The 24,044-nt window shown below is 67.3% G+C and carries 22 protein-coding genes and 1 pseudogene; 11 read left to right on the top strand and 12 right to left on the bottom strand.

Features of this window, described 5'->3' with window-relative positions; genetic code table 11:
* Window positions 1-170: 170 nt before the first annotated feature.
* On the top strand, window positions 171-611 hold the full coding sequence (locus GBRO_RS21335; RefSeq protein WP_012835929.1) for a hypothetical protein: 441 nt from the start codon (window positions 171-173) through the stop codon (window positions 609-611).
* 10 nt (window positions 612-621) lie between these two features.
* Here the strand turns inward: GBRO_RS21335 and GBRO_RS21330 are convergent, their stop codons facing one another.
* The gene (locus GBRO_RS21330; RefSeq protein WP_012835928.1) at window positions 622-945 is read right to left on the bottom strand and encodes an STAS domain-containing protein; all 324 of its coding nucleotides are present in this window, start codon (window positions 943-945) and stop codon (window positions 622-624) included.
* 306 nt (window positions 946-1,251) lie between these two features.
* Between GBRO_RS21330 and GBRO_RS21325 the strand changes: the two genes are divergently transcribed.
* On the top strand, window positions 1,252-2,082 hold the full coding sequence (locus GBRO_RS21325; protein WP_012835927.1) for a SigB/SigF/SigG family RNA polymerase sigma factor: 831 nt from the start codon (window positions 1,252-1,254) through the stop codon (window positions 2,080-2,082).
* A 304-nt stretch (window positions 2,083-2,386) separates the two neighbouring features.
* On the top strand, window positions 2,387-3,244 hold the full coding sequence (locus GBRO_RS21320; RefSeq protein ID WP_012835926.1) for an SDR family oxidoreductase: 858 nt from the start codon (window positions 2,387-2,389) through the stop codon (window positions 3,242-3,244).
* Window positions 3,245-3,655: 411 nt separating this feature from the next.
* On the opposite strand, the gene GBRO_RS21315 is transcribed toward GBRO_RS21320, so the two are convergent.
* From GBRO_RS21315 to GBRO_RS21305, 3 genes are all read right to left on the bottom strand, one after another.
* Window positions 3,656-4,090, bottom strand: a complete 435-nt coding sequence (locus GBRO_RS21315; RefSeq protein WP_012835925.1) for an SRPBCC family protein — start codon at window positions 4,088-4,090, stop codon at window positions 3,656-3,658.
* A gap of 30 nt (window positions 4,091-4,120) precedes the next feature.
* On the bottom strand, window positions 4,121-5,707 hold the full coding sequence (locus GBRO_RS21310; RefSeq protein WP_012835924.1) for a phytoene desaturase family protein: 1,587 nt from the start codon (window positions 5,705-5,707) through the stop codon (window positions 4,121-4,123).
* Window positions 5,708-5,955: 248 nt separating this feature from the next.
* Window positions 5,956-7,524: an HNH endonuclease signature motif containing protein gene (locus GBRO_RS21305; RefSeq protein ID WP_041920021.1), complete on the bottom strand. Its 1,569-nt coding sequence runs from the start codon at window positions 7,522-7,524 to the stop codon at window positions 5,956-5,958.
* A gap of 328 nt (window positions 7,525-7,852) precedes the next feature.
* Here GBRO_RS21305 and GBRO_RS21300 point away from each other — a divergent pair, with 328 nt between their 5' ends.
* Window positions 7,853-8,752 carry an SDR family NAD(P)-dependent oxidoreductase gene (locus GBRO_RS21300; RefSeq protein ID WP_223372683.1) on the top strand — a complete coding sequence of 300 codons (900 nt, stop codon included), beginning with the start codon at window positions 7,853-7,855 and terminating at the stop codon, window positions 8,750-8,752.
* Here the strand turns inward: GBRO_RS21300 and GBRO_RS21295 are convergent, their stop codons facing one another.
* The 3 genes from GBRO_RS21295 to GBRO_RS21285 form a co-directional block, all read right to left on the bottom strand.
* Complete coding sequence (locus tag GBRO_RS21295) at window positions 8,753-10,258, bottom strand: FAD-dependent oxidoreductase (protein WP_012835921.1); 1,506 nt, start codon at window positions 10,256-10,258, stop codon at window positions 8,753-8,755.
* A gap of 112 nt (window positions 10,259-10,370) precedes the next feature.
* Complete coding sequence (locus GBRO_RS21290) at window positions 10,371-11,105, bottom strand: PaaX family transcriptional regulator C-terminal domain-containing protein (protein ID WP_012835920.1); 735 nt, start codon at window positions 11,103-11,105, stop codon at window positions 10,371-10,373.
* A 12-nt stretch (window positions 11,106-11,117) separates the two neighbouring features.
* The gene (locus tag GBRO_RS21285) at window positions 11,118-12,191 is read right to left on the bottom strand and encodes an IS630 family transposase (protein WP_012832538.1); all 1,074 of its coding nucleotides are present in this window, start codon (window positions 12,189-12,191) and stop codon (window positions 11,118-11,120) included.
* A 169-nt stretch (window positions 12,192-12,360) separates the two neighbouring features.
* On the opposite strand from GBRO_RS21285, the pseudogene GBRO_RS21280 reads away from it, so the two are divergent.
* Window positions 12,361-14,018 (top strand): annotated as a pseudogene (locus tag GBRO_RS21280) (acyl-CoA dehydrogenase family protein).
* Window positions 14,015-15,001: a crotonase/enoyl-CoA hydratase family protein gene (locus GBRO_RS21275; RefSeq protein ID WP_012835919.1), complete on the top strand. Its 987-nt coding sequence runs from the start codon at window positions 14,015-14,017 to the stop codon at window positions 14,999-15,001. The pseudogene GBRO_RS21280 and the gene GBRO_RS21275 overlap by 4 nt, the downstream one beginning before the upstream one ends.
* Window positions 15,002-15,005: 4 nt before the next feature.
* On the opposite strand, the gene GBRO_RS21270 is transcribed toward GBRO_RS21275, so the two are convergent.
* Together GBRO_RS21270 and GBRO_RS21265 are read right to left on the bottom strand one after the other, a co-directional pair.
* The gene (locus GBRO_RS21270; RefSeq protein WP_012835918.1) at window positions 15,006-15,239 is read right to left on the bottom strand and encodes a hypothetical protein; all 234 of its coding nucleotides are present in this window, start codon (window positions 15,237-15,239) and stop codon (window positions 15,006-15,008) included.
* 40 nt (window positions 15,240-15,279) lie between these two features.
* Window positions 15,280-16,455 (bottom strand): S8 family serine peptidase, encoded by a 1,176-nt coding sequence (locus tag GBRO_RS21265; protein ID WP_012835917.1) that lies wholly within the window; start codon window positions 16,453-16,455, stop codon window positions 15,280-15,282.
* A gap of 97 nt (window positions 16,456-16,552) precedes the next feature.
* Here GBRO_RS21265 and GBRO_RS21260 point away from each other — a divergent pair, with 97 nt between their 5' ends.
* The gene (locus GBRO_RS21260) at window positions 16,553-18,013 is read left to right on the top strand and encodes an MFS transporter (RefSeq protein WP_012835916.1); all 1,461 of its coding nucleotides are present in this window, start codon (window positions 16,553-16,555) and stop codon (window positions 18,011-18,013) included.
* A gap of 45 nt (window positions 18,014-18,058) precedes the next feature.
* Here the strand turns inward: GBRO_RS21260 and GBRO_RS21255 are convergent, their stop codons facing one another.
* Window positions 18,059-18,433, bottom strand: a complete 375-nt coding sequence (locus tag GBRO_RS21255) for a DUF488 domain-containing protein (RefSeq protein ID WP_012835915.1) — start codon at window positions 18,431-18,433, stop codon at window positions 18,059-18,061.
* Between the two features lie 59 nt (window positions 18,434-18,492).
* Between GBRO_RS21255 and GBRO_RS21250 the strand changes: the two genes are divergently transcribed.
* Both GBRO_RS21250 and GBRO_RS26085 read left to right on the top strand, forming a co-directional pair.
* A complete protein-coding gene (locus GBRO_RS21250; protein WP_223372679.1) occupies window positions 18,493-18,933 on the top strand; it encodes a DUF4186 domain-containing protein in 441 nt (146 codons plus the stop codon).
* 132 nt (window positions 18,934-19,065) lie between these two features.
* The gene (locus GBRO_RS26085) at window positions 19,066-19,206 is read left to right on the top strand and encodes an FAD-dependent oxidoreductase (RefSeq protein WP_012835913.1); all 141 of its coding nucleotides are present in this window, start codon (window positions 19,066-19,068) and stop codon (window positions 19,204-19,206) included.
* Window positions 19,207-19,259: 53 nt separating this feature from the next.
* On the opposite strand, the gene GBRO_RS21245 is transcribed toward GBRO_RS26085, so the two are convergent.
* Together GBRO_RS21245 and GBRO_RS21240 are read right to left on the bottom strand one after the other, a co-directional pair.
* The gene (locus tag GBRO_RS21245) at window positions 19,260-19,727 is read right to left on the bottom strand and encodes a hypothetical protein (RefSeq protein ID WP_012835912.1); all 468 of its coding nucleotides are present in this window, start codon (window positions 19,725-19,727) and stop codon (window positions 19,260-19,262) included.
* 156 nt (window positions 19,728-19,883) lie between these two features.
* Window positions 19,884-20,864, bottom strand: a complete 981-nt coding sequence (locus GBRO_RS21240) for a zinc-dependent alcohol dehydrogenase family protein (RefSeq protein WP_012835911.1) — start codon at window positions 20,862-20,864, stop codon at window positions 19,884-19,886.
* Between the two features lie 104 nt (window positions 20,865-20,968).
* Between GBRO_RS21240 and GBRO_RS21235 the strand changes: the two genes are divergently transcribed.
* Both GBRO_RS21235 and lon read left to right on the top strand, forming a co-directional pair.
* Entirely contained in the window at window positions 20,969-21,541 is a 573-nt protein-coding gene (locus tag GBRO_RS21235; protein ID WP_012835910.1) for a TetR/AcrR family transcriptional regulator, read from the top strand.
* Window positions 21,542-21,657: 116 nt separating this feature from the next.
* On the top strand, window positions 21,658-23,985 hold the full coding sequence (gene lon / locus GBRO_RS21230) for an endopeptidase La (RefSeq protein ID WP_012835909.1): 2,328 nt from the start codon (window positions 21,658-21,660) through the stop codon (window positions 23,983-23,985).
* The last annotated feature ends 59 nt before the right edge of the window (window positions 23,986-24,044 follow it).

Genomic DNA, 24,044 nt, shown 5'->3' with positions numbered 1-24,044 from the left:
GCCTCCCATCTAGAAGGTGACGTCCGGTGGCGGGTTCCCGGACCGTCCCGGTTTCAAACCCGCGTGACCGGAGCGAGACAACACGCACCGCAAACAACAGGTGTGTTTCACTTCGACGCAATGCGGGTATCAGTTCAACGATGCGACGAGCAGATCGCGAGGAGGTACCCATGGTCGAGCACGACATCGCCGTTGAGCAGCAGCTCATCGACGAGTTCCTGGAGTCGGCGGAGTCGCCGGTGGAACTGTCGGTGGCTGCGCAGTCCGATCGTCTGCCCATCATTCGCGCCGTGGTCGAGAGCACCCTCTACTTCGACGATTGGACCGTCGACGACGTCGCCGACGTCAAGCTCGGGGTCGACGAGATCTGCTCGCAGCTCATCGCCGTCTCCGAAGCCGGTCGGCGGCTGACCGTCACGATCCGACCCGGACGGCTGGGCATGGTGGGCCAGATCGAGGGCAGCACCAGCACCGGACTCGACCTGGACACCGCCGGGTTCGGCTGGCGTGTCGTGGAGACCGTCACCGATACGCAGACCCTCACCTACGTGGATTCAGGTGGAGACCGGCGTGTCACCGTCCGGTTCGCCAAGCGTCGTACCGCCTTGTGAGCGGCGCGGATCAGGGTGTGCTGATGGCCCGGATGGCGGCGTCGACGGAGTCGTAGGTTTCGATCGGGCCGAGTCCGCACGCCTCGATCGGGCGGGCGACGGCCCGTCCGCAGGCCACGACGACCCGCGTCGAACTCTCGGTGGCAGCCGCACAGAACTGGGTCAGAACGGTGAGCGCCGAGGTTCCGGCGAAGTCCACACACGTCATGTCGATGACGATGCGATCGTGTGGCTCGACGAGAATCCGATCGAGCACCGCAGCGAAGTCGATGGTGTTGCGCATGTCGATCTCGCCGGAAAACCGTTGCAGGCAATAGGGTTTGCTCGCGGTCATGGTAGGCGCCGACGCTCTGCTCGGTGGTTGTGCCGACCTCGGTGCGTCAGAAAGTGCGTCGAGGAACTGAGAAATATGGGTGTCAAGACTCATGTGCATGTCCGTCTCGCTCGAGGATGGACGAGTGCGACGGGGCCGTGTGAACCGGCCCGTCCGCATGCAGCTATTGACTGAACCGCCTGACTCAAACGTACGGACCTGTGGCCGGGTCTACAAGGGGAGTTTGGAAACACGCAGGCCCGGGTAGTCGGTAGCGTCGGTTCCACCGACCGTTTCGCCCACCCCCGCACCCGAACGGAGCGCCGTTTGCCCCCGACGACCCGCCCACCATCGCGCACCGACGCGTCACGTGGAACCGGTGCGCGGCACGGCGACGATTACGCCGACGTGGTGGCCGCTCTGCGCGAACTGTCGGCGGAGACCGACGCGGCGGCCCACGCAAAGAAGCGCGACAACATCATCGAACGATGTCTGCCGCTGGCCGAACACGTCGCCTGGCGATTCAGCGATCGCGGTGAGCCCTTCGACGATCTGCTGCAGGTCGCGCGCATCGGGGTGGTCAACGCGGTGGACCGGTTCGACGGCGAGCGCGGCGACAGCTTCCTGTCGTTCGCGGTGCCGACCGTGATGGGCGAGGTGCGCCGGCATTTTCGGGACAGCATGTGGGCTATCCGGGTGCCGCGGCGTGCCAAGGAAACCTCCCTGAGCATCGGCAAGGCCACCGACGAACTGGTGCAGCGACTCGGCCGCTCCCCGCGGCCGAGTGAGCTCGCCGCCCATCTCGGTCTGCCCGTCGACGAGGTTATCGACGGTCTGCTGGCGCGATCGGCCTACCAGGCGCGTTCCATCGACGCCACGCCAGAGGACGACGACGGTCGTTCGATCCGTGACACCCTCGGCGACGATGACGCTCGACTGGCCCAGATCGACGAGTTCGTGACCCTGCGCCCGGTGCTCGACCAGCTGCCCGACCGTGAACGTGAGATCGTGACCCTGCGCTTCTTCCATGCGATGTCGCAGAGCGAGATCGCGGCACGGGTCGGTATCTCACAGATGCACGTGTCCCGGCTCCTCTCGCGCACCCTGGAGACCTTGCGGGAGCAACTGACCGTCGACGACGACGCGCCAACTACCTGAGAGGTACGAGCCGGCGTCTTCCACTTGCTGGTTGAGTAGGCGCGAGCGAGGAACGAGTCGGGTTCTTCTGTTGCTGGTTGAGTAGGCACGGGCGAGGTACGAGCGGGGTTCTTCTGGTGCTGGTTGAGTAGGCACGAGCGAGTAACGAGCCGGGTTCTTCTGTTGCTGGTTGAGTAGGTACGAGCGAGGAACGAGCCCGTGCCGTATCGAAACCACCGGCGACCCGACCATGTCCGCAACCCGACGAGCAACCCACCCACAGACCGGCGAGTTTGGCGAACCCGCCCTCGGGTACACCACGCACATGTCTGACGACGAGCAACACGAAGCAAAGACAATCGACTACCCCGGCCGGACCGCCGACATGCCCGATCAGCCCCGCGACGAGATGCGTGACTATCGCGGCCGCGATCTGCTGGCCGGACGGAAAGCGCTTGTCACCGGCGGTGATTCGGGGATCGGACGTGCGGTTGCCGTCGCGTTCGCGAAGGAGGGCGCCGACGTGGCGATCGCTTACCTCGAGGAGGATGACGACGCCCGGCGCACCGTCGAACTGATCGAGGAGCAGGGTCGGTCCGGTCGGGCGTATCCGGGAGATCTTGCCGATCAGTCCCATTGCGCCGACGTGGTGCGACGCACCGTCGACGATCTTGGTGGCCTCGATCTGCTGGTCAACAACGTGGCCTTTCAGAGTCCGGTGGACGACTTCCTCGACCTCGAACCCGACCAGTGGCGACGGACTTTCGACGTCAACATCGACAGCTTCTTTCATGTCACCCGCGCCGCCGTGCCGCACCTCACCGGTGGCGGCGCCATCATCAACACCGGATCGATCAACGGTCTTCGCGGGAACAAACAACTGATCGACTATTCGGCGACCAAGGGCGCGGTCATCGCGCTCACCTATTCACTGGCGCAGGCGCTCCTCGAGCGCAAGATCCGGGTCAATTGCGTTGCACCGGGACCGGTTTGGACCCCACTCATTCCGGCGACCATGCCGGCGGACAAAGTGGCCGACTTCGGCGCACAGGTGCCCATGAAGCGTGCGGCCCAACCCGACCAGATCGCCCCGTCCTACGTCTTCTTCGCCAGTGACCAGCTGTCGTCGTACTACACCGGAGAGGTGCTGGCCCCCATCGGTGGTGAAACCCTCCCGGGCTGAACCTCTTCGGCGCCACCTCGTGCACTCGCGTTGAATGGCCCGCTCCTTCTCCTGGTTGAGTAGGCGTGCGCGAGGGGCAGTCCGGGTCTTCTTTTGCTGGTTGAGTAGACACGTGCGAGGGGCAGTCCGGGTCTTCTTTTGCTGGTTGAGTAGGCACGAGCGAGGGACGAGCCCGTGCCGTATCGAAACCACTGGCGAGGCGACGATGTCGGTGACCAACTGACTGTTTCTGATTGCGGACATTGTTGTGGTGCTTGTGGTTTCGACGCGCGTCGGCTCGCTGGCGCTCGCCGTCGCGGCTCAACCAGCAGGTGGGATGGTGGCTCGGCCGGCAGGTGGGGTGGTGGCTCGACCGGCAGGTGGGGTGGCGGCTCGGTCAGCAGGTGAGGTGGCGACCCGGCCGGCAACCATTCATCGCGCATTCCGCTCGGCCAGCATCGCCAGTCGTTGCAGGCATTCGTTCAGCCGCGGGCGCATGGCGGTGCGCTGCACGACCGGCGGAATCCAGCGCAGGGGCGCCGTTTCCACGAACTCGTCCATCGTGATGAGTGAGCCGTCGCCGTCCTTCTCGATGGTCAGTCGAATGCGTGCCCGACCGAAGGGCGATGCCGCCGCGGATAATTCGAGGTATCCGGCCTTCGACTCGAGAGATTCGGTCTCGTCGTTGAGCAGTGCCGGCCACAGGCCGACGGAATGGTGGATCTTGGTGCCGGCCTGCGGCCAGTCGGGGTCGACGTCACGGATGCGCGACGTACCCACCACCCATGTCGCGTACAACCATCCGTTGGACAGGACCGACCAGACCTGGGCCGGCGTCGCGCTGGTGTGCTGCTGTACTGAAGTCATACTGATCTCCTCATGACACGGATTCGACGGTCAGCGCATCAAGCGCTGCACCGCTTTTCGGGTGAGATAGGTGGTCGGGCGGCGCAGTGTCCGGTGGGCCGCCAGCGCGGCGCGCGCCGCGTTGGCTCCGCAGGCCCCGTGAACGCCACCCCCGGGATGCGCGGCGGCACTGGACAGGTACAGATCGCGCACGGGCGTGCTTGCGCCGCCGAGTCCCGGGGTGGGACGGAAGATGAGCTGCTGAAATAGTTGGGCTGTACCGCCATTCACCGCGCCGCCCACCAGATTGGCGTCGGAGTCCTGCAGGGATCGCGGCGTCTGGAGGTGCCGGTCCACGATCAGCGATGACACACCGGGTGCATGCGCTGACAGGACGGCGTCCATCCGCTCGGCCAACTCGTGGGCGGCCTCGTCGTCGGTGACCCCGCGCGGCAGATGACTGTAGGACCAGGCGCTTTCGGTGCCGGCGGGTGAACGGGTCGGGTCCGCGGTGGTCATTTGACCGAAGAGTAGGAACGGATCGCGGGGGATGCGTCCGGTCTCGAGGTCGGCGCCGGCGCGGGCCAGGGCGTTCATGTCGCCGCCCAGATGGACGGTGCCGGCGCCGCCGAGATTCTCGCTTCGCCAGGGGATCTTGCCGCTGAGTGCGTAGTCGATCTTGACCACCGGTGTGTCCCAGGCGAAGTGCGCGAGGTCATCGAGGACGCGGGACGGCACCACCGACGGGGGTAGGAGACGGGTGTAGAGCGTCGGTGCCGCGACGTCGGCGAGGACGGCTCGCCGTGCCGGCCAATGCCGCCCGCCGGCGTCGACGACGCCGACGGCGCGACCATTGCGCACCTCGATTTCCTCGACGGGCGTCGAGCAGATCACCTCGCCGCCGGCGGCCTCACATCGCCGGACGAGTGCCGCCGACAACTCACCCGCTCCGCCGACCGGCACCGGGAAGCCGACGTCCTGGCCGAGCATCGTGAGTAGATAGCCCATCAGGCCGCTGCCCGGTGCGTCGAGGGGAATGTCGGCGTGCAGGGCGTTGCCCAGGATGAGCAGCCGCGCCTGCTCACTGCGAAACAGTTCGCGCACCATCCGATTGGCGGGTAGCAGCAGGAATCGGGCGAGCCGCACCGCGTCCGCTGTTCCGCTTGTGCGCAACAGCGAGGTCACCGCCCGCATCGGTGGAAACGGCCCGAACAGGGTTCCGATGATGCCGTCGCGGATCGTTGCCCACTGTTCGGTCAAAGACAGCCAGGTGCGCCCATCGTGCGCGTCGAAGCCGGCGAGATGCGCGGCGGTATCGGCCGGGTCGGGATGGACCACCGCAGCCTGCGTGTCGCCGGGACCCGCCGGCTGTCCGAACGCCAAGGGCGCACGGCTCCAGCGCAATCCGTGTGCGTCCAGGTCCAGATCAGTGAATGCCGGGGACGCCTGCGTCAGCGGATAGAACGCGCTGAACAGGTCGGTCACGTAGCCGGGGGTGAGTTGGGCGCTGCGCACCGCCCCGCCGGGTTGGTCCTGCGCTTCGAGGACAGTGACATCCCATCCGGCGTCCGCGAGCGCGATGGCGGCGATGAGGCCGTTGTGGCCTGCGCCGATCACCACGGCATCGGACTCGTGCATGGCGTCTCCTCGGTGTGGCAGATACGGGCCAGGGTGGGGGTACCCGAAACCCGCGGGCGCCAATCACGATGTTTCGTGCGGGGACACCATCTGAGTTGGTCCGGTGGTGTGGTCTGAGGACCGGATTCCGGACAGAGGCCAGGGTGCGAACTCGGGACGCGCCCAGACGCCCCCTGATCTCAGGGGAGCGTCAGGCGGTCCCTGCGTCGACGGACGCGGCCTCAGGTGCCATCGTCGGTGCGGCCACGTCATTGGCTGGTGAGTCGGTAGAGTTCGGCGGCCAGGCGTGTTTCGACGACCGAGGACGGGGGGTGGATCGTCTCGGTGAGGTGTAGGCGCGCCGGTGGCCCGTCGTCGGCGGGTGGGCCGTGGATCGTTTCGCGCACACGGCCGAGGTTGTGTTCATACAGCGTCGCGATGTCGGGACGTGTGTTGAGTCGTTTCGGGTTCGGCGGCGCTCCCGGCCGGTGGTTGCGTCGCCACCAGGTCCGTCCGGCATGCGGGCCGTCGCGGTAGACCCCGGTGGTGAACTCCCCGACCGTGTGACCCACTCGGCGGTTGTGGAACGGACACGCCGGGGCGAGGTCGACGATGTCGGTGGTGCCGCCCTCGGCGTAGTCAAGCGCGGCGTGATGGATCTCCACATTGGTCGCCGGCTGATCACAACCAGGCGCCGAGCACACCTCCCCATCGGTGCGGGCCAGCGACGCCAACCGCTGCGCCAGGGTGGCCAGTCGTTTGCCGCGACCGAAGTACAGCGGAATCTCGGTGGCATCGGCGAAGATCGCCAGGTACGGCTGAATCTGCCCGGCCAGCCCGATCAACTCGGGGATGGGGATCACCGACCCGGTCGCGGTGGTCGCCAACCCCGACTCCCGGATCAGATCCGCCAGGTTGGCCTTGATGATCAACGACACCGGCAACCCACGATGAGTCTTGCCGAGCAGCCCGTCGGCGAACACCGCCGTCAACAGCGCGTTGAGCGCATCGTGGTTGCGTTGGGCCTGTGAACGCGAGTCGCGGGCGGCGGCGGCCTTGACCTGCTCGATGTCGGCGTCGTCCTCACCACCCGAGGGTGAGTCCGGGTCGTCGGGGTTGTTCATCCCCGGTTTGGCCCACACCGCCAACATCATCTCCAGCAACGCACGCGTCTGCGGGTCCAGGTTGGCGGTCAGCTTCGACATCTTCTGCGCGTCCTGCCGATTGAGCCACAGATTACGTCGCCGTGCCCGATCCTTCGCATCGGTCAGCTCACCATCGGGATCAAGGTGGGCCAGTAGCCGCATCCCCAGCGTGGTCAACTCGGCCGGGGTGTGTTCACGCGCCAACTCCGCCAGCGTCTTCTCGGCGGCGACCTTACGGTCGTGCGGCAACCGGTGCGGGATCTTGTCCAAGATCTCGGCGACCTTACGCACATGCGCCGGGCCGACCGCCCCTTCGGCAAACCCGGCAGCCAGCGTCGGATACTTGGGGTCGGACACCTCCCCGGACAGCTGGCGGAAACAGGCCGTCGCCTCCATCTGATCTGTGCGGCGGCCCGGATCCGACACCCGCAACGCCACATTCATGAAGTTCGTCAGACTGCGGTAACCCATTGCGCGGGGCACACCCCGATCCGAGAGAGCCACGATCTGCCGATCCCCCTCGAACAACATCCGGTTGATCAACTGCTCATGGGTACGCGCAACGTCCACCAACTCAGCATCGGTGCACTGCGACACGTCAGCGGCGGCGAGGCGATCGAGCACCCCACCGAGCTCGGCGAGCAACGCCGGAACCACCGACAACGACTGCTCGCCCGATGACTGCTCGTTCATGCTCACCCCCGGCCCCCTCCGCCCGTCTCTCGAATACATGTTCGATGCTACACAGCTTCGGTCGAGTGCGCAACAAGATCCGAAGTAGAATCTTCGGGTAGGTCTCCTCGCACGGAATCTACTGCCCTGCAGATGTTTTCGATCGGACGACACCGACCGACCGCCTCGGGAACTCGGCTGCTGGAGATGAGACGTCAATATGGGTACCAGGCGTTGCCTTTGGCGGTGGCAACACTGAGTCCAGCCGATGAGGTCCGGAGTTGCTGGTTCTGCCGGCGCATCGGCAATCGCGTGTGTGGGGTGACTCGAAGCTGGGTAGTCCTGTGCGGTGTCCTCCTCGATCTGGCATCCACGCACCACCGACACCCGTCTCCGACGCCTCTGCGCCGGACGACCGGTGGTGATCACCGGGGCCGGGTCGGGCATGGGTCGTGCGCTCGCACTGCGCCTGAGCAGGTGCGGTGTCACGCTCGCGCTGACCGACCTCGACACGCGGTCTGTCGAGGACACCGCGCACCACTGTGTGAGCCGTGGCGCCGCGATCGTGGTCCATCGCCTCGACGTCGCCGACGAGGCCGCTGTCCGTGCCTACGCCGACGCCATGGTCGAGCGGCACGGGGCACCGTCGATGGTATTCAACAATGCGGTCACGACGATGGTCGCCGGCGTTCTCGACGAGGATACCGACTATGCGCGCCGGATCATGGACGTGAACTGGTCGGGAGTTATGTACGGCACCAACGCCTTTCGAGACCACCTGGAGAACGGCGGCGGAGGACGTATCGTCAACACTTCGAGCGCCTTCGGCCTATTCGGTTCCCCCATGCAGCCGAGTTACTGCGCGTCGAAGTTCGCTGTCCGCGGTTTCAGCGAGGGAGTCCAGGCGGAACTACGGGTCGCGGACTCGCCGGTCCGCCTACACATCGTGTACCCCGGGGCGGTGCACACCGCGATCGCCCGCGACGCCCGATACCCCGTCGGCGACATCCGCGACGAAGTCGTCAACGGATTCGACCATCGACTCCCAGGAACCCGACCGGCCGCGGCCGCCACCGCCATCCTCGCCGGGGTGCTCGCCGGACGTGACCGCATCATGGTCGGATTGGACGCGCGCGCAATAGATCTGGCGACCCGGGCGGGTGCGGGTGCGATCCAGCGGCCGATCGCGACGGTGATCGGCCCGGTGGTGCGGCCGGTGCTGACCCGCCGACACCGAAGGGCTCGATGATCAGTCGGGCGTCGCGGTGCCGGCGCCGGGCAGCGGCCGGGTGGCCGGACCCTCGAGGACCCGTCCGGCATGATCGAACCGCGACCCGTGCAGCGGGCAGTCCCAACTGCGTTCGGCGTCGTTCCAGCGCAGCACGCCGTAGAGGTGAGTGCAGATCGGTGCCACGGTGGTGGTGGACCCGCCGACGGTGCACACCCCACGCGGTAAGACACCCGAATGTCCCACGGCCCCGGCACCTTCGCGGGGCTCCTTGTCGACGGGACGGAGCAGCGCGAGATAGCCCGACACCATCTGCACGGCCACCGACGCGTTGTTCGACGCCAGCGACGTCACCGATGCGAGCTCCGAGTTGCGCCACGGGCGAAAGGTGCTGGCCCACGGCAGCGGCGACCCCAACAGGTGCCCGGTGATGGCCAGCGCCCCGGCCACCCCGTTGGTCAGACCCCACTTGGCGAACCCCGTGGCGATCTGCAGGCCATCGGTGCCCGGGAGAAGCGGTCCCACATAAGGTAATTCGTCGATGGACTCGTAATCCTGGGCCGACCAGCGCGCCACCAGCCGGGCGGTGGGGAACCGGTCACGCGTCCAGGCCAACATCTCGTCGACGTGGGATTGTTCGGACCGCACCCGCCCGACGTCATGGCCGAAACCGCCTACCAGCAACAGCCTTTCATCGGGATTGTCCGGATCGGGAGCGGTGCGCAGCGACACCGACGGGCTGTCGGCGGACAGATACATGTCTTCGGGGATGGGCTCGTCGACGGCGAACGCCGCCGCGTAGGAACGCCGGGCGTGGACCCGGGCGAAGAACCCACCGCGGTCGAGGAACGGCGTGCCGGTGGCGACGATCACCGAATCGGCAGACAGCTCACCGGCTTCGGTGTCGAGCACATAGCCCTTGCGGTGCTTGACACCACGCACCCGCACACCTTCGATCACGTCGCCGCCGAGCCCGCGGATGTCGGCGGCGAGGGACCCGAGTACCACCATCGGGTCGATCTGCGCCTGATCGTCGACAGCAATTCCGATGCTCGTGCGGAACGGCAGCTCGGGACACGTCGTTCGCTCGGTACTCAGCCCGGCACGTCGGCACGCGGATTCTTCCTTCACCACCTGCCGCACCCCGTCGGGGGTCGACGCGAACGTGACGGCAGTCCGCATCTCCACGCCGAGGTCACGAGTGCGGCAGTAGTCCAGGAGCCACTCCTGAGCTGCGCGATTGGCTTCGAGGTAGTCGGTCAGCACCTCCGGGCCGTGATGCTCGCCGATCGACGACAAACGCGTGCCCTGCAGCAACGACACCTTGCCCGTGGTATGACCGGTGGCGGCGGCACCGAGGTATCGGGCCTCGACCACGGCGACGGTCCGCCCGGAACGGGCGAGCATGAGCGCCGCGGACAGGCCGGTGATCCCGCCGCCGATCACCACGTGATCGTAGTGATCGACCGGCAGATCTCCGGTGCGTACCGCGGGCCGATCAGATGTCCGGAACCAGAGTGGAGTCATCCCTCCCGAGTAACCGTGGACGCGCCCGCCCAAACCTGTTCGGTGGTGGTCATCGGCGCACGTCGTAGCGCAGGGATCGGTGACCTTGCCGCAGCGCGGACGACGGCAACGCTCATCTCGCGAAACCACCGGCGCGCAGATCCTCGCGCATCGCAGCAAGCCAGGCGCGGTAGTCCGCGTAGATCGTGGCGAGCCGCTCACCCGGCCAGTGCGCCGGTAGCAGTTCGGTCGGCAGCAGCGGGTCGGTCTGCAGATGGTGGACCGCAGCGACCATGGTGACGAATCGAGTCGGCTCGTCGTGCACCGCCGCCAGCGCGTCGAGGTAGGCCTGACCCCGGGTAGCCCAGGCGTCCAGATTCCACAGCCGCGCAGCCAGTTCGGCCGGCTCGCCGTCAGGGCGCGCCTCGAAGAACGTCGACACCTCGCGCAGCCGATCGGGCCAGTGGTGAACGAGATTCGCGGGCCGGGTCCACACACCCTCGCGCAACTCGGCGATCCGATGCCGGGTCATCTCGGTGCGTAGGGCGACGCGGTCGGCCGCCGCGCGGCCGGTGGTGGTGACCACCGCCATCTCCCAGGACCCCGACCATCGGCGCCGGGCCGGTGGCTCCACCTGTTCCTGTCGGCGCAGAAGCCGCTCGGACAACGTGTACGCGGACTCGTGCCGCAAGAGGTCGCCGCCGGCGACCATCCGCGTCAGGGCCACTCGGGTGGCCGACTCGGAGATCCCGAAAAGGCCCATGGCGCCGACTATTTCGCGCACGTTCAGCGTCGGGGGTTGTGCGCCGAGCAGCAGGCTCAGCACGGCTGACCGCGCCGAGACCGGGGGAACGAGAGGGCTGTCCATCGTGTTCGGAGGCTAGTGGCCCGTGTTTGAAATTCGTTTACGTTTGATTTTGTCGAGTATTTCATTCGCGGGTTTGGTCCACACAAATGGTTCGCAGCGGGTGTTCCAGCTGGTGACGAATCGGCGGATGGCGGCGACGAGGTCGGGAACGCTGGTGAAGGTGCCGCGGTGGATCGCTTGGCGTTCGATGATGGCGAACCAGGCCTCGATCATGTTCATCCAGGATCCGGAAGTCGGTGTGAAATGCACTGTGATCCGGGGGTTCTGGGCGAGCCAGTCCTTTACCTCGGCTTTCTTGTGGGTGCCGTAGTTGTCCATGACCAGGTGCAGGTGGTGGTCGGGATAGGTTTTCGCGACGTGTTTGAGGAACGCGAGGAACTCTTGATGGCGGTGACGCGGTTTGCATTGGGTGGTGACCTCGCCGGTGGCGATGTTTAGTGCGGCGAACAAGGTCGTGGTGCCGTGACGAATGTAATCATGCGTGCGTTGCTCGCAGTGCCCCGGCGCCATCGGCAACGTCGGTTGAGTGCGGTCGAGAGCCTGGATCTGGCTTTTCTCATCGATGCTGAGCACGATCGCATTCTCCGGCGGATTCATATACAGGCCAACAACATCGACCACCTTGGCGTCGAGGTCGGGGTCGTTGGAGAACTTGAACGTCTCGCTGCGCCAGGGGGTGACCTTGTACTTGCGCCACACCCGCGAGACCGTGGTGTGATCGACCCCGACCCGCGGCGCCAACAAGCGGGCCGACCAGTGGGTGACTCCCAGAGATTTCGGTGGCCGCTGCAAGGTGGCGGCGATGATCTTGGACTCGTCAATCTCGGTCGGGCGCCCCGAGCGCTGCTCATCGACCAACGCCTCCACCCCACCAACCCGGTAGCGCTGCAGCCACTTGTCGACCGTCGGCCGTGACACCCCCACCACCGCGGCAATGTCGGCCTTCGCTGTTCCATCGGCTGACATCAAACACATCCGAGCCCGCCGCGTCAGACCGGCCGGCGTCGTCGAAGCCCGCACCAACCCCTCCAACCGTGCCCGATCCCCATCAACCAACAACAGCGGAGCCGCAGCACGATTCACCATTCCCACATACTATCAAACGTAAACTATTTTATCCCCCGGACCACTAGCACCCCGTCGGTGCATCAATTCCCATTACATCCTTGTGTCACTCGAACGAAATGTGTAATGCTGCGACGAGGCGGCGTGCCGGCCGCGCCGACGATGAGCCACTGACCGAGGGAGTTCGCGAATGCCCATTCATCAGGTGACCAACCAGGTCCCCCCGCTCGTCGGTATGAATGCCGCCGACGTACCCGCCGTGGCCGACCTCCTCCTTCGGTCCGGCCTGCAAGACGATGCGATCGACGAGATCCGCGCGCTCGGTGCGCTCGCCGGCACCGCCGAGATCATCGAACTCGGCGACCGGGCCGAGGCGCATCCCCCGATACTCCGTACGCACGATCGGTATGGCCACCGCATCGACGGGGTCGCCTACGACCCCGCCTACCACCAACTCATGGACATCGCGGTCCGCCACGGGCTGCATGCCGCGCCGTGGGCCGATCCCCGTCCGCACGCACATCTCATCCGGGCCGCCAAGTTCAGCGTCTGGGGTCACGTCGACGCCGGACACGGCTGCCCGATCTCGATGACCTACGCCGCCGTCCCCGCCCTGCGCGCCGCCCCGAACTCGCCGCGCAATACGAATCCCTTTTGTGTGCACCGGAATACGGCCCCCATCTGCGGGCGCCGCTGACCAAACGCGGACTGATCGCGGGGATGTCGATGACAGAGAAGCAGGGCGGCTCCGACGTGCGTACCAACACCACGACGGCGGTGCCACAACCCGACGGCTCGTACCGGATCACCGGTCACAAGTGGTTCACCTCGGCCCCGATGTCGGACGTCTTCCTCACCCTCGCCCAGGCACCCGACGGGCTGACCCGCTTCCTCCTACCGCGGGTCCTTCCCGACGGTTCTCGCAATCCCTCTCTGCTGCAACGACTCAAGGACAAGCTCGGCAACCGTTCCAACGCGAGTGGCGAGGTCGAGTACGACGGCACCGTCGCCTGGCGGGTGGGCGATGAGGGTCGCGGCGTCAAGACCATCGTCGAGATGGTCAACCTCACCCGCCTCGACTGCGCCATCGGAGCCGCCACCGCGATGCGATCCGGCGTGGCGCAGGCCGCCCATCATGCTGCTCACCGCACCGCCTTCGGGGCGCGCCTCGCCGATCAGCCGCTGATGCGCAACGTGCTCGCCGATCTGGCGGTCGAGGCGGAGGCCGCGACCACGGTTGCGCTGTGGCTCGCCGAACTCACCGATCGGGCCGCCGGTGGCGATCAGCGCGCCGATCTCCTCCGCCGGATCACGCTTGCTGTCACGAAATACCATGTGTGCAAACGCGGCCCGATCCATGCCGCCGAGGCGCTGGAATGTCTGGGTGGCAACGGTTATGTGGAGGAATCGCGGATGCCGCGCCTCTACCGGGAGGCGCCGCTGCTGTCGATCTGGGAGGGATCGGGCAACGTGGCCGCACTGGATGCGTTGCGCGCCATGGCCCGTCAGCCCGACACCCTCGGCGTGTTCCTCGACGAGGTGAAATCCGCCGCAGGCGAAGACCGTCGACTCGACCGGGCTATCGAGGAGTTCGAGCGGACCATGACATCGATCGACCCGACGGACCCGGACGCGTTGCAGTACCTCGCTCGACGTATCGTCGGCGACATGGCCGCGCTTCTTCAGGGCTCCCTGTTGGTTCGACGCGGCAACGATGCTGTCGCCGGGGCCTTTTCGGCCACCCGGCTCGCCGGCGATCGGGGCGATGTGTTCGGCACCCTGCCGTCCGGCGTCGACGTCACGACCATCGTCGAGCGCGCGATCCCCGCAGTCGGAGCGTTCGCATGAGTACGGCCGACGACCGCCCCGCCGCCTGGCGTGAACCACTCACCGAGCGAGCACAATTCGCGGAACGTCCGACGCCCGACGGCCCAACCCGCTATCCGACGCTCACCTACGAGGTGACCGGCCGTATCGCCCGCATCACCTTCGACCGCCCCGAACGCGGAAACGCGATCACCGCCGACACACCCATCGATCTGGCCGCCGCGGTGGAACGTGCCGACCTCGACCCCCGTGTGCACGTCATCGTGGTGTCGGGGCGGGGTAAGGGATTCTGCGGTGGGTACGACCTGTCGATCTTCGCCGAGAACGCCGAGGCGCCAGGCGATCGCCCGGACACCACCGGCACCGTGCTCGACCCGGTGGTGCAGGCCCGCAACCACGACCCGGACGGCACCTGGGATCCGATGATCGACTACCAGATGATGAGCCGCTTCAACCGCGGCTTCGCGAGCCTGCTCTACGCCAACAAACCCACCGTCGCGAAACTGCACGGGTTCGCGATCGCCGGCGGCACCGACATCGCGCTCTACGCCGATCAGATCATCTGCGCCGACGACACGCGCATCGGCTACCCACCGACGCGCGTGTGGGGTGTGCCCGCCGCGGGGATGTGGGCGCATCGGGTGGGCGATCAACGGGCCAAACGTCTGCTGTTGACCGGTGACAGCATCACCGGCGCGCAGGCGGCGGAATGGGGGCTGGCCGTCGAGGCGGTGCCCGCAGACCTGCTCGACGAGCGCACCGAGGACCTCCTCGCCCGGATCGCGGCTGTCCCGATCAATCAGCTCATCATGACCAAACTGGCCCTCAACAGTGCGTTGCTGGCGCAGGGGGTGGCCAACTCGGGGATGATCAGCACCGTCTTCGACGGCATCTCACGACACACCGCCGAAGGTTATGCCTTCCAACAGCGGGCCGCCGCAACGGGTTTCCGTAACGCCGTCGCCGAACGTGACGGTGTGTTCGGGGACGCGAAGGCGAGGTGAACCCCTACTGCACTCTCGAATCCGGCGGCGGAAGACGGAACGTGGCGGCGGCCTCGACGGCATCCACACCGTCGAGGTCGCGCAGCGTCGACGCACAGTCGTCGGATGCCGAACCGCAGATCACCCCGACCTGGTCGAGGACCTGATCGACTCGCATACCGGCGGCCCGAGCCGCGTCGGCGACCGCGGCGATGTTCGCGAGGTGATCGTCGGCGACAGTCAGTGTGATGTCCGGCATGACTCCAGGCTATCTGTGGATCACCGCCGCGAACCGCCGATCAAGGAGCCACGGTCAACCCGATGCCGACATCGGTCGGCGCGCCGCGCAGACGCTCGGCCGCGCCGGTCAGCGCCGTCCACAGGTCGGCACCGGTGGCGCCGGTGCGCTGATGCCACAGCGCGGCGAGCGCCGCGACATGCGGGGTGGCCATGCTGGTCCCGCTGATCGTGTTGTAGCGCTGCGGCATCAGCCACGTGGAGTAGACGTCGACCCCGGGTGCGGCGATGTCGATCTCACCGCCGTCGACGTCGATGGCGGCCGCGGAGAAGGGTGCGACGGCCAGTGCGGGGTCCACGGCTGCGACGGCCATGATCGAGGTGCTGTTGGCCGGGACGCCTACGAATCCCGGATCGGCGGGCCGATTCGCATTGTTGCCGGCGGCAGCCACGATCAGCGTCCCGGCCGCGAGCGCGCGTGACCCGACCCGTTCGTAGGCCGCCGACGGTGCGCGGACGTCGGCGCCCAGCGACATCGACACCACCTGGCAGCCCGATGCGACGGTCCAGTTGAGGCCGGCCAGGATGTTTCCGTCCGTGCCGGTGCCATCGTCGCCGAGCACCTTCCCGACGTACAGCTCGGCGGCCGGTGCGACCCCGTAGCGGGGGCCCGTGTCAGGCTTCGCCGGCCCGCATACCGTTCCCGCACAATGGGTTCCGTGGCCCTGCCGGTCGGTGGCGTCCTCGCCCGCGACAAACGACTCGGAGGTGATGGGGCGGCCCTCGAAGTCGGGATGATCGAAGGCGAATCCGGTGTCGAGCACCGCGACCTTGGTCCCGGCGCCGGTGGCGGTGGTGTGATCCACGCGTGTCGCCTGCAATCCCCAGGTGTAGGCATCGGTGTCGGCGAAGGTGGTCTGCACGCGCGCCGCGCGCTCGGACCGGCCGGGTAGCGCGCGAAACACCAGCTCGGGTTCCACCGACAGGACCTGACGCTGCGCGGCCGCACGTAGCGCGGCGCCCTGATCGTCGTCGACGTCCACGAGTACGACGCCGAGCTCCGCGTACAGCGTGGCCTGCGCCGATGCGGCGTCGGACATGTCGATGGCCTGCCCGTGGAAGTCGGCGGTACTTCGCACCCGGGAGATCCCGGCGATGTCACGCAGCGCGGCGGCCGCGTCGGCCTCCGGGTCGCCGAAGACGACAAGCATCCGACTGCTGGTCTCGCTGGTGGTCATGTGATCCCCCTCCTGATACCCGTCGGTGTGGTCCCGACCTTATGCGGACGGACCGACATGGGGTCGGCAACCGCGGCGGGAGCGCACACTGGGGAAGATGAACTCCGACGCCCCGACCGGTATCCCGGCTGACTCGCCCGCGGGCCGCTGGCTGATCGCCGCAGCCGTCCTCGGCTCCGGCGTCGCGTTCCTCGACGGCACGGTGGTCAACGTCGCGCTGCCGGTCATCGCCCGCGACCTCGACACCGGGCTCGGCGGCCAGCAATGGGTCCTCGACGGCTACCTGCTGACATTGAGCGCACTGCTGCTCGCCGGGGGTGCGGCCGGTGACCGCTACGGCCGACGACGACTGTTCGTGTGGGGTCTGGTCGTTTTCGCACTCGCCTCGATGGCGTGTGGATTGGCGCCGTCGGTCGACTGGTTGATCGTCGCGCGGATCGCGCAGGGGATCGGCGCCGCGGCCGTGGTGCCGGGGAGCCTCGCGCTCATCGACGCGGAGATCTCGCCCGACGATCGCGGCCGGGCTATCGGTCTGTGGGCCGGAATGTCCGGTGCCACAACTGCTCTCGGTCCGTTCGTGGGTGGGTGGATGGTCGACGCCGCGTCGTGGCGCGGCGTGTTCTTCGTGATCGTGCCGATCGCGGTGGCCGCCATCGCGATTGCGATCCGGCATGTCCCGGAGTCGCGCGAGGAGACGGTGGCGGGCGGCTTCGACGTGGCCGGCGCCGTGACGGTGACGGTGGGCCTTGCCGGCATCATCTACGCCCTCATCGAAGGACCGGCCCACGGGTGGAGCCCGGCCATCATCGGTGCGGCGGTGGTCGGGGTGGTCGCGATCCTCGTGTTCCTCGTCGTCGAATCCCGCAGTGCGGCAGCGCTGCTGCCGCTCGGTCTGTTCCGGTCGGCACAGTTCACCGGGGCCAACGTGACGACCCTGATGGTCTACGCGGCGCTCGGTGGGGCGCTGTTCCTGCTCGCGCTGCAGTTGCAGCAGAGCATGGGATATTCGGCGCTGGAAGCCGGTCTGGCGACGATGCCCAGCACCGTCATCATGCTGTTCGGGTCGCCGCATTCCGGCAGGCTCGCCCAGCGCACCGGCCCGCGCCTGCCGATGACCGTGGGGCCGTTGATCGCCGCGGCCGGGCTGGCGTTGATGGTGCGGATCGTGCCGGGCGCCACCTACGTCACCACCGTGCTACCGGCCATGCTGGTCTTCGGACTCGGGATGACCATCACCGTCGCACCGCTCACCGCAGCCGCCCTCGGCGCGGTGGAACAACGGCAGGCCGGCACCGCGTCGGGCGTCAACAATGCGGTCGCGCGACTGGCGGGTCTGCTCGCCGTCGCGACGCTACCGCTGGTCGCCGGTATCGATCCCGGTCCCGGTCAGCCCCTCGGCGACGGCTTCGGGACGGCGATGCTGATCTCCGCGGGCTGCTGCGCGGTCGGCGGGGTGGTGGCCGCGCTGACCATCCGCGTCGGTGCGGAGGTCACCCCGCACGTTCAACCCGGCGTCAACCACGGTTGCCAGCGGCCGGAGGTCCGAACCGATCACTGAGGCGCCCTAGCAGAGGATCTCGAAGGGACTGCCGCACAACTTAACTCAGTTGGCCAGTGTTCCCTCGTTCAGCAGATCGGCCAGGACACGCGCTTCGCTGATGTCGAGCGCCTTGGACGCGGTGAGCAGAGTCAATCGTCCGTGCTGATGCAGGTCTCGCAGATGGGCGAACGCCGACGCCTGGTCTCCATCGGCCAGCTCGTCGGCGTATCGGGCGCGGAACTCGTCGAACCGCACGGGGTCGTGTGCGTACCATTTCCGCAAGTCAGTGCTGGGTGCGACGGTCTTACACCACTCGTCGATTGCTGCACGTTGTTTGCTCATTCCGCGAGGCCACAACCGGTCGACGAGCACCCGCTGACCGTCGTCGTCGCTGGGATCGTCGTAGATGCGTTTGATCACCGCGTCGTCCTCGGACATGCGCTCACCCTCCTTCGGGTCACCGATTCGATCGTCGCACGGGGCCTATCCTCGGTGTGGTGACCGAAGTGGGCGGCGAGATCGAGGCCGTGGTGCGGCGTGTCTCCGGCCACCGCTTCCGCTCGCGATTTCATCTTAGACGCCATGAACGCGCCATCGTCGTCCGCGACGGGATGGCGCTGGTCCGCCGGCACGCCGCCGAACTCCTGACCACCCGGCTGGCCCCGGCGCATCCGCGCAACGACGGCAAGCAAACCCCGTGGGGCGGGCACCCCGTCTTTCGGGCCCAGCACGCCACCGGCACCTGCTGTCGCGGGTGCCTGGACCGGCTGCACGGGATCGCGCCGGGACGCGCACTCACCCCCGACGAACTCGACTACGTCTGCGACGTCATCTGCTGCTGGATCGGCGTCGAGATGGACACCGGTCCGACGCCGTCACCGCCACCCGATGTGCGTCGCCGGACCAGCCGTCGGCCGGAGCAGGGGACGTTGTTCTGACGCCATCGTCATGCGTCGCCCAGACACGCCAGTACCTCGGCGGCGGCTCGTGTCCGGAACGCACGGCGCCGGCCATGTAGCCGTCCCAGACGTCGGAGGTCTCCGCACGGGCCCAGTGCAGGCGGCCGATGGGTGCGGACAGGGCGGCGCCGTGCCGCGACTGTGTTCTGGGCCGGTACCGAAACGGCAAGCGAACACCCCGGCTATATCGAGGGAGCGATCGAATCGGGCGAGCGCGCCGCGCGTGAGGTGGTCGCGAGCCTACGGCGCTGAGTAGAAGCCCGGCCGATGCGGGGCATCGGCCGGGCTCTGCACGAGGGACGTGGTCACCACAGGTCGTAGCTGACGTTGACGTTCGGGTAGCCGGTGGCGATATGCGGGCTGTTGATGAAGTAGTGCCCGCCGGTGGTCCCGGTCATGTTCGTGTTGACGTTCCCGCGAACATTCTCGATGTTATAGGTCGCCCGCGGTCCCACGGCGCCGATCCGGTAGGTGACGAACACGGTCTCGTATGAGCTGCCGGGTGCGGCAGAGACAATGGTCTCCGAGGCGCCGGGCGCCAGCGCACGGGTCGGTGCCTGAACCCACTGGCCGGTCCCGGGGGTGGCCGAGACCAGCCATTCGGTGTGGTTGGTGTGGTTGGTAAGTGTCATCGCCACGGTCGGTTCACCCGGGCGCGCCGGCACCGTGCCGGCGTGGGCGAGCCCCGCGCCGCCGGCGGCGAGTGCTGCCGAGATCCCGAGTGCAGCGGTCCCGGCGAGGATGCGGTTCTTGATGCTCTTCGACATCGTCATGATGTTCTCCTGATCGTGTCGTCCGGTCCCGGTGGGGCTGGGCGGGTTGTTACTGACACCTATGACTGTGCCGCAACCAGCGACGATGCACCCTCCGCCGACCGGTGGATCGGGCGGGTGATCGTGGGGTCCCCCGATCGGTGGATGGCTTACCGCTCAGACCGTGACGACGATCTTGCCCACGTGAGCGCCCTGTTCCAGATACTTGTGCGCGTCGATGATCTCGTCGAACCCGAAGACCCGATCGACGGTCGGCCGTAGGACTCCGCTGCGCAGTCCCGCGTCGAAGAAGGCGGCCATCCGGCGGGTGACCACCGGATCGAGCGTGTGCTCAAAACTCATGTAGCGGTGGATGGTCAGCGGGCCGCCGCTGGGAAACGACGCCGGACGCGGGTCGAGCCAGCCTGCGGTGACCAGCGTTCCGCCGGGGCGGGCCGCACCGGCGAGGTGGGCCAGTCCGGGTCCGAGGATCGTGTCCAGAATGATGTCGACGCCCCGACCGCCGGTGTGGCGCTGGGCAAATGCCACCACGTCGTCGTTGTCGGTCACGGCGACAGCGCTCGCGCCGGCGGCCAGGAGTGCGTCTCGCTTGGCCTCGGTGCGGGTGGTCGCCAGCGGGACGGCGCCGATCTGGTTGGCGATCTGGATCGCGGCCAACCCGACGCCGCTGGATGCCGCGGTGATGAGTACGTGGTCGCCCGGCCGCATCCCGGCCTTCTCGACCAATGCGCCATAGGCCGTGGAGTAGGAGACCCACAGTGCGGCGGCGCCGACGTCGTCGAGTCCGTCGGATCGTCGCACGACGCGCTCGGCGGGGACGACGATCTGCTCGGTGTAGGTGCCGTTGACGTCGGAATCGGGTACCGCGGCGATGAGTACCCGGTCGCCGACGGAAACGGTGCTGACCTCGGGTCCCACCGCGTCGACCGTGCCGGTGGCCTCGAGCCCGAGTCGAGCGTGCGGCAACCGAATCGGTCGCGGTGAGGCGCCCGAGCGTATGAGCGCATCGAGCTGATTGACGCCGAACGCTGCGACCGAGATACGGACCGCGCCGGGACCGGGGTCGGCGACCGGATCGTCGACGATCCGCAGTACATCGGGTGTGCCGGGCTCGTCGAAAACAACGGTGCGTGCCATGACTGGCCTCCTGGGGCTGGGAATGGAACACTGGACTAAGTGGGACGGTGTCCCGTCTAACAATACGGGACACCGTCCCGTTTATCTAGGGATCGAGGTCGTTGATGGCGAGCAGCGCTTCACCACGTGCCAAACGAGCCGACGCGCGCCGCAACGAGCAGGCACTACTCGACGCCGCTGCGGCGGCCTTCGTCGACGGGGGAGTCGAGGTGCCGATCCGCGAGATCGCGACGCGGGCCGGGGTCGGCACCGCCACGATCTACCGGCATTTCCCGACGCGCGCCGATCTGGTCATCGCGGTGTATCGCCATCAGGTCGAGGAACTCGCGAAGGCCGGGCCGGCGCTGCTCGTCTCAGAGTCGACAGCCGTTGGGGCCCTTGACCGTTGGATCGACAGCTTCATCGATTTCCTGGTCACCAAGCATGGGCTTGCCTCGGTGCTGCGGTCCAACGACCCGTGCTTCGATCCGCTGCACGCCTTCTTCCTCGACACTCTCGTCCCGGTGTGCGCGTCGCTGCTCGACGCGGCCCGCGCCGCCGGCGAAGTCGAGTCCGACATCGAGCCAATCCAGCTCATGCGCGGCGTCGGGAACCTGTGTATCGGTGCCGAGCACGACACCGGGTATGACCCGAGGCCGTTGGCGCGGGCGATGATCGCGGGGTTGGGGCGGGGATAGGCACGGATGCTCGCTCCTTGCGAGGCCCAGTCCTCGTTCACCCACGGCATAAACCGCGCTGGAACAAACATCCTGCCACCACAGTTGAGTCGGTCAGACTGAACTTTGGAGGTTTGATGTCCCATACGTACTCAGTGCCCGTCCTCTTCGTCCCCGACCTCGTCGTTCTCCCCGGGATGGTCGTTCCCATCCCGCTCGACGACGCAGCTCAGGCGACCGTCGACGCGGCACGTGCGAGTGAATCGAAGAAGCTGCTCGTCGCCCCGCGCCTGGACGACCGGTACCCGACCTACGGCGTGATCGCGTCGATCGTGCAGGTCGGACGCATCCCCGGGGGCGGTATGGCGGCCGTCGTGAAGGGCGAGAAGCGTGCCCACATCGGCACCGGGACCACCGGCAACGGCAACGCGCTGTGGGTCGAGGTCACCGAGGCCGACGATCCGCAGATCACCGACGAGACCAAGGCGCGTGCGGCCGAGTACAAGCAACTCGTGCTGGCCATGCTGCAGCGCCGCGAGGCGTGGCAGGTCATCGACGCGGTCAACAAGATGAGTGACCCGTCGGAGCTCGCCGATACCTCCGGCTACTCGTCGTGGCTCACCGGCGTCCAGAAGCGTCAGCTGCTCGAAACGCCCGACGTGGGCGAACGACTGCAGCTGCTGATCGACTGGACCAGCGAGCACATCGCCGAGACCGAGGTCTCCGACAAGATCGCCGACGACGTGCGCAACGGAATGGAGAAGCAGCAGAAGGAATTCCTGCTGCGCCAACAGCTGGCCGCCATCCGCAAGGAACTCGGCGAGGACGAGCCCGACGGCGCCGACGACTACCGCGGCCGCGTCGAATCCGCCGACCTGCCCGACAATGTCCGCGAAGCGGCGTTGCGTGAGGTCGGCAAGCTCGAACGCGCCAGCGACCAATCGCCCGAAAGCGGTTGGATCAGAACATGGCTCGACACCGTGCTCGACCTGCCGTGGAACACCAAGACCGACGACTCCACCGACATCAAGGGTGCCCGCGAGATCCTCGACGCCGACCACCACGGCCTCGACGACGTGAAAGACCGCATCGTCGAATACCTGGCGGTGCGTGCGCGTCGGGCGCAGCGGGGAATGCAGGTCGTCGGCGGACGCGGCTCGGGTGCCGTCATGGTGCTCGCCGGCCCGCCCGGCGTCGGCAAGACGTCACTGGGTGAGTCCGTGGCGCGTGCGCTCGGCCGCAAGTTCGTGCGCGTCGCACTCGGCGGTGTCCGCGACGAGGCGGAGATCCGCGGCCACCGGCGCACCTACGTCGGTGCGCTGCCCGGCCGGATCGTGCGTGCCATCGGTGAGGCGGGATCGATGAATCCCGTTGTGCTGCTGGATGAGATCGACAAGGTGGGCTCCGACTACCGGGGCGATCCGGCAGCCGCATTGCTCGAGGTCCTCGACCCCGCGCAGAACCACACCTTCCGCGACCACTACCTCGATCTGGATCTGGACCTGTCCGACGTCCTGTTCCTGGCGACCGCCAACGTCGTCGAGAACATCCCCGGACCGCTGCTGGACCGGATGGAACTGGTCACGCTCGACGGCTACACCGAGGATGACAAGGTGGCCATCGCCCGCGACTTCCTGCTCCCGCGGCAGGCCGAGCGCGCGGCCCTGACCACCGACGAGGTGATCGTCGACGACGACGCCCTGCGTGAGATCGCGGCCAACTACACCCGCGAACCCGGTGTGCGACAGTACGAACGGCTGCTGGCCAAGCTACTGCGCAAGGCGGCGACCAACATCGAATCCGGAAAGTTGAAGGCGCCCATCACCATCGGCGTCGACGACCTGAAGGACTACGTGGGCCGGGCCCGGTTCACGCCGGAATCCGAAGAGCGAACGGCGGTTCCGGGTGTGGCGACCGGCCTGGCGGTCACCGGCATGGGCGGCGATGTGCTGTTCATCGAGGTGAACTCCACAGACGGTAAGCCTTCTCTGCAGCTGACCGGCCAACTCGGTGACGTGATGAAGGAGTCCGCGCAGATCGCGCTCTCCTACGTGCGGGCGCACGCCGATCAGCTCGGCATCGACCCGGAATCACTGAACAAGACCATCCACGTGCACGTGCCTGCGGGTGCGGTGCCCAAGGACGGTCCGAGTGCCGGCGTCACCATGGTCACCGCCCTGGTGTCGATGGCGACCGGCCGCAAGGTTCGCGCCGACGTCGGCATGACCGGCGAGGTCACGCTCAACGGGCGGGTCCTGCCGATCGGCGGGGTCAAGCAGAAATTGCTTGCCGCACAACGGAATGGACTCAAGACGGTGTTCATCCCGCAACGCAACGAGCCCGACCTCGACGACGTGCCGGCCGAGGTGCTCGACGCGCTGGACGTCAAGCCGATGACCGACGTGGCCGAGATCGTCGCGCAGGCACTGGAACCGGCCGCGCAGGAGGCGAGCGCCGCGGCCTGACCCTTCGAGTTCTGTGTGACGTTGTGCCCGGAATCCGGGCACAACGTCACACTCGTCTG

Origin of the sequence: Gordonia bronchialis DSM 43247, assembly GCF_000024785.1 — a bacterium.
Taxonomy (GTDB): Bacteria; Actinomycetota; Actinomycetes; order Mycobacteriales; family Mycobacteriaceae; genus Gordonia; species Gordonia bronchialis.
The sequence above is the reverse complement of the archived record's forward strand: the minus strand, read 5'-3'. Positions and strand labels throughout refer to the sequence as shown.

What these genes read in the sequence shown, in the direction of transcription:
- GBRO_RS21335 (WP_012835929.1), top strand. Translation starts at nt 171, where the DNA reads ATGGTCGAGCACGACATCGCCGTTGAGCAGCAGCTCATCGACGAGTTC.
- GBRO_RS21330 (WP_012835928.1), bottom strand. Translation starts at nt 945, where the DNA reads ATGACCGCGAGCAAACCCTATTGCCTGCAACGGTTTTCCGGCGAGATC.
- GBRO_RS21320 (WP_012835926.1), top strand. Translation starts at nt 2,387, where the DNA reads ATGTCTGACGACGAGCAACACGAAGCAAAGACAATCGACTACCCCGGC.
- GBRO_RS21315 (WP_012835925.1), bottom strand. Translation starts at nt 4,090, where the DNA reads ATGACTTCAGTACAGCAGCACACCAGCGCGACGCCGGCCCAGGTCTGG.
- GBRO_RS21310 (WP_012835924.1), bottom strand. Translation starts at nt 5,707, where the DNA reads ATGCACGAGTCCGATGCCGTGGTGATCGGCGCAGGCCACAACGGCCTC.
- GBRO_RS21305 (WP_041920021.1), bottom strand. Translation starts at nt 7,524, where the DNA reads ATGAACGAGCAGTCATCGGGCGAGCAGTCGTTGTCGGTGGTTCCGGCG.
- GBRO_RS21295 (WP_012835921.1), bottom strand. Translation starts at nt 10,258, where the DNA reads ATGACTCCACTCTGGTTCCGGACATCTGATCGGCCCGCGGTACGCACC.
- GBRO_RS21290 (WP_012835920.1), bottom strand. Translation starts at nt 11,105, where the DNA reads ATGGACAGCCCTCTCGTTCCCCCGGTCTCGGCGCGGTCAGCCGTGCTG.
- GBRO_RS21285 (WP_012832538.1), bottom strand. Translation starts at nt 12,191, where the DNA reads ATGGTGAATCGTGCTGCGGCTCCGCTGTTGTTGGTTGATGGGGATCGG.
- GBRO_RS21275 (WP_012835919.1), top strand. Translation starts at nt 14,015, where the DNA reads ATGAGTACGGCCGACGACCGCCCCGCCGCCTGGCGTGAACCACTCACC.
- GBRO_RS21270 (WP_012835918.1), bottom strand. Translation starts at nt 15,239, where the DNA reads ATGCCGGACATCACACTGACTGTCGCCGACGATCACCTCGCGAACATC.
- GBRO_RS21265 (WP_012835917.1), bottom strand. Translation starts at nt 16,455, where the DNA reads ATGACCACCAGCGAGACCAGCAGTCGGATGCTTGTCGTCTTCGGCGAC.
- GBRO_RS21260 (WP_012835916.1), top strand. Translation starts at nt 16,553, where the DNA reads ATGAACTCCGACGCCCCGACCGGTATCCCGGCTGACTCGCCCGCGGGC.
- GBRO_RS21255 (WP_012835915.1), bottom strand. Translation starts at nt 18,433, where the DNA reads ATGTCCGAGGACGACGCGGTGATCAAACGCATCTACGACGATCCCAGC.
- GBRO_RS21245 (WP_012835912.1), bottom strand. Translation starts at nt 19,727, where the DNA reads ATGACGATGTCGAAGAGCATCAAGAACCGCATCCTCGCCGGGACCGCT.
- GBRO_RS21240 (WP_012835911.1), bottom strand. Translation starts at nt 20,864, where the DNA reads ATGGCACGCACCGTTGTTTTCGACGAGCCCGGCACACCCGATGTACTG.
- GBRO_RS21235 (WP_012835910.1), top strand. Translation starts at nt 20,969, where the DNA reads ATGGCGAGCAGCGCTTCACCACGTGCCAAACGAGCCGACGCGCGCCGC.
- lon (WP_012835909.1), top strand. Translation starts at nt 21,658, where the DNA reads ATGTCCCATACGTACTCAGTGCCCGTCCTCTTCGTCCCCGACCTCGTC.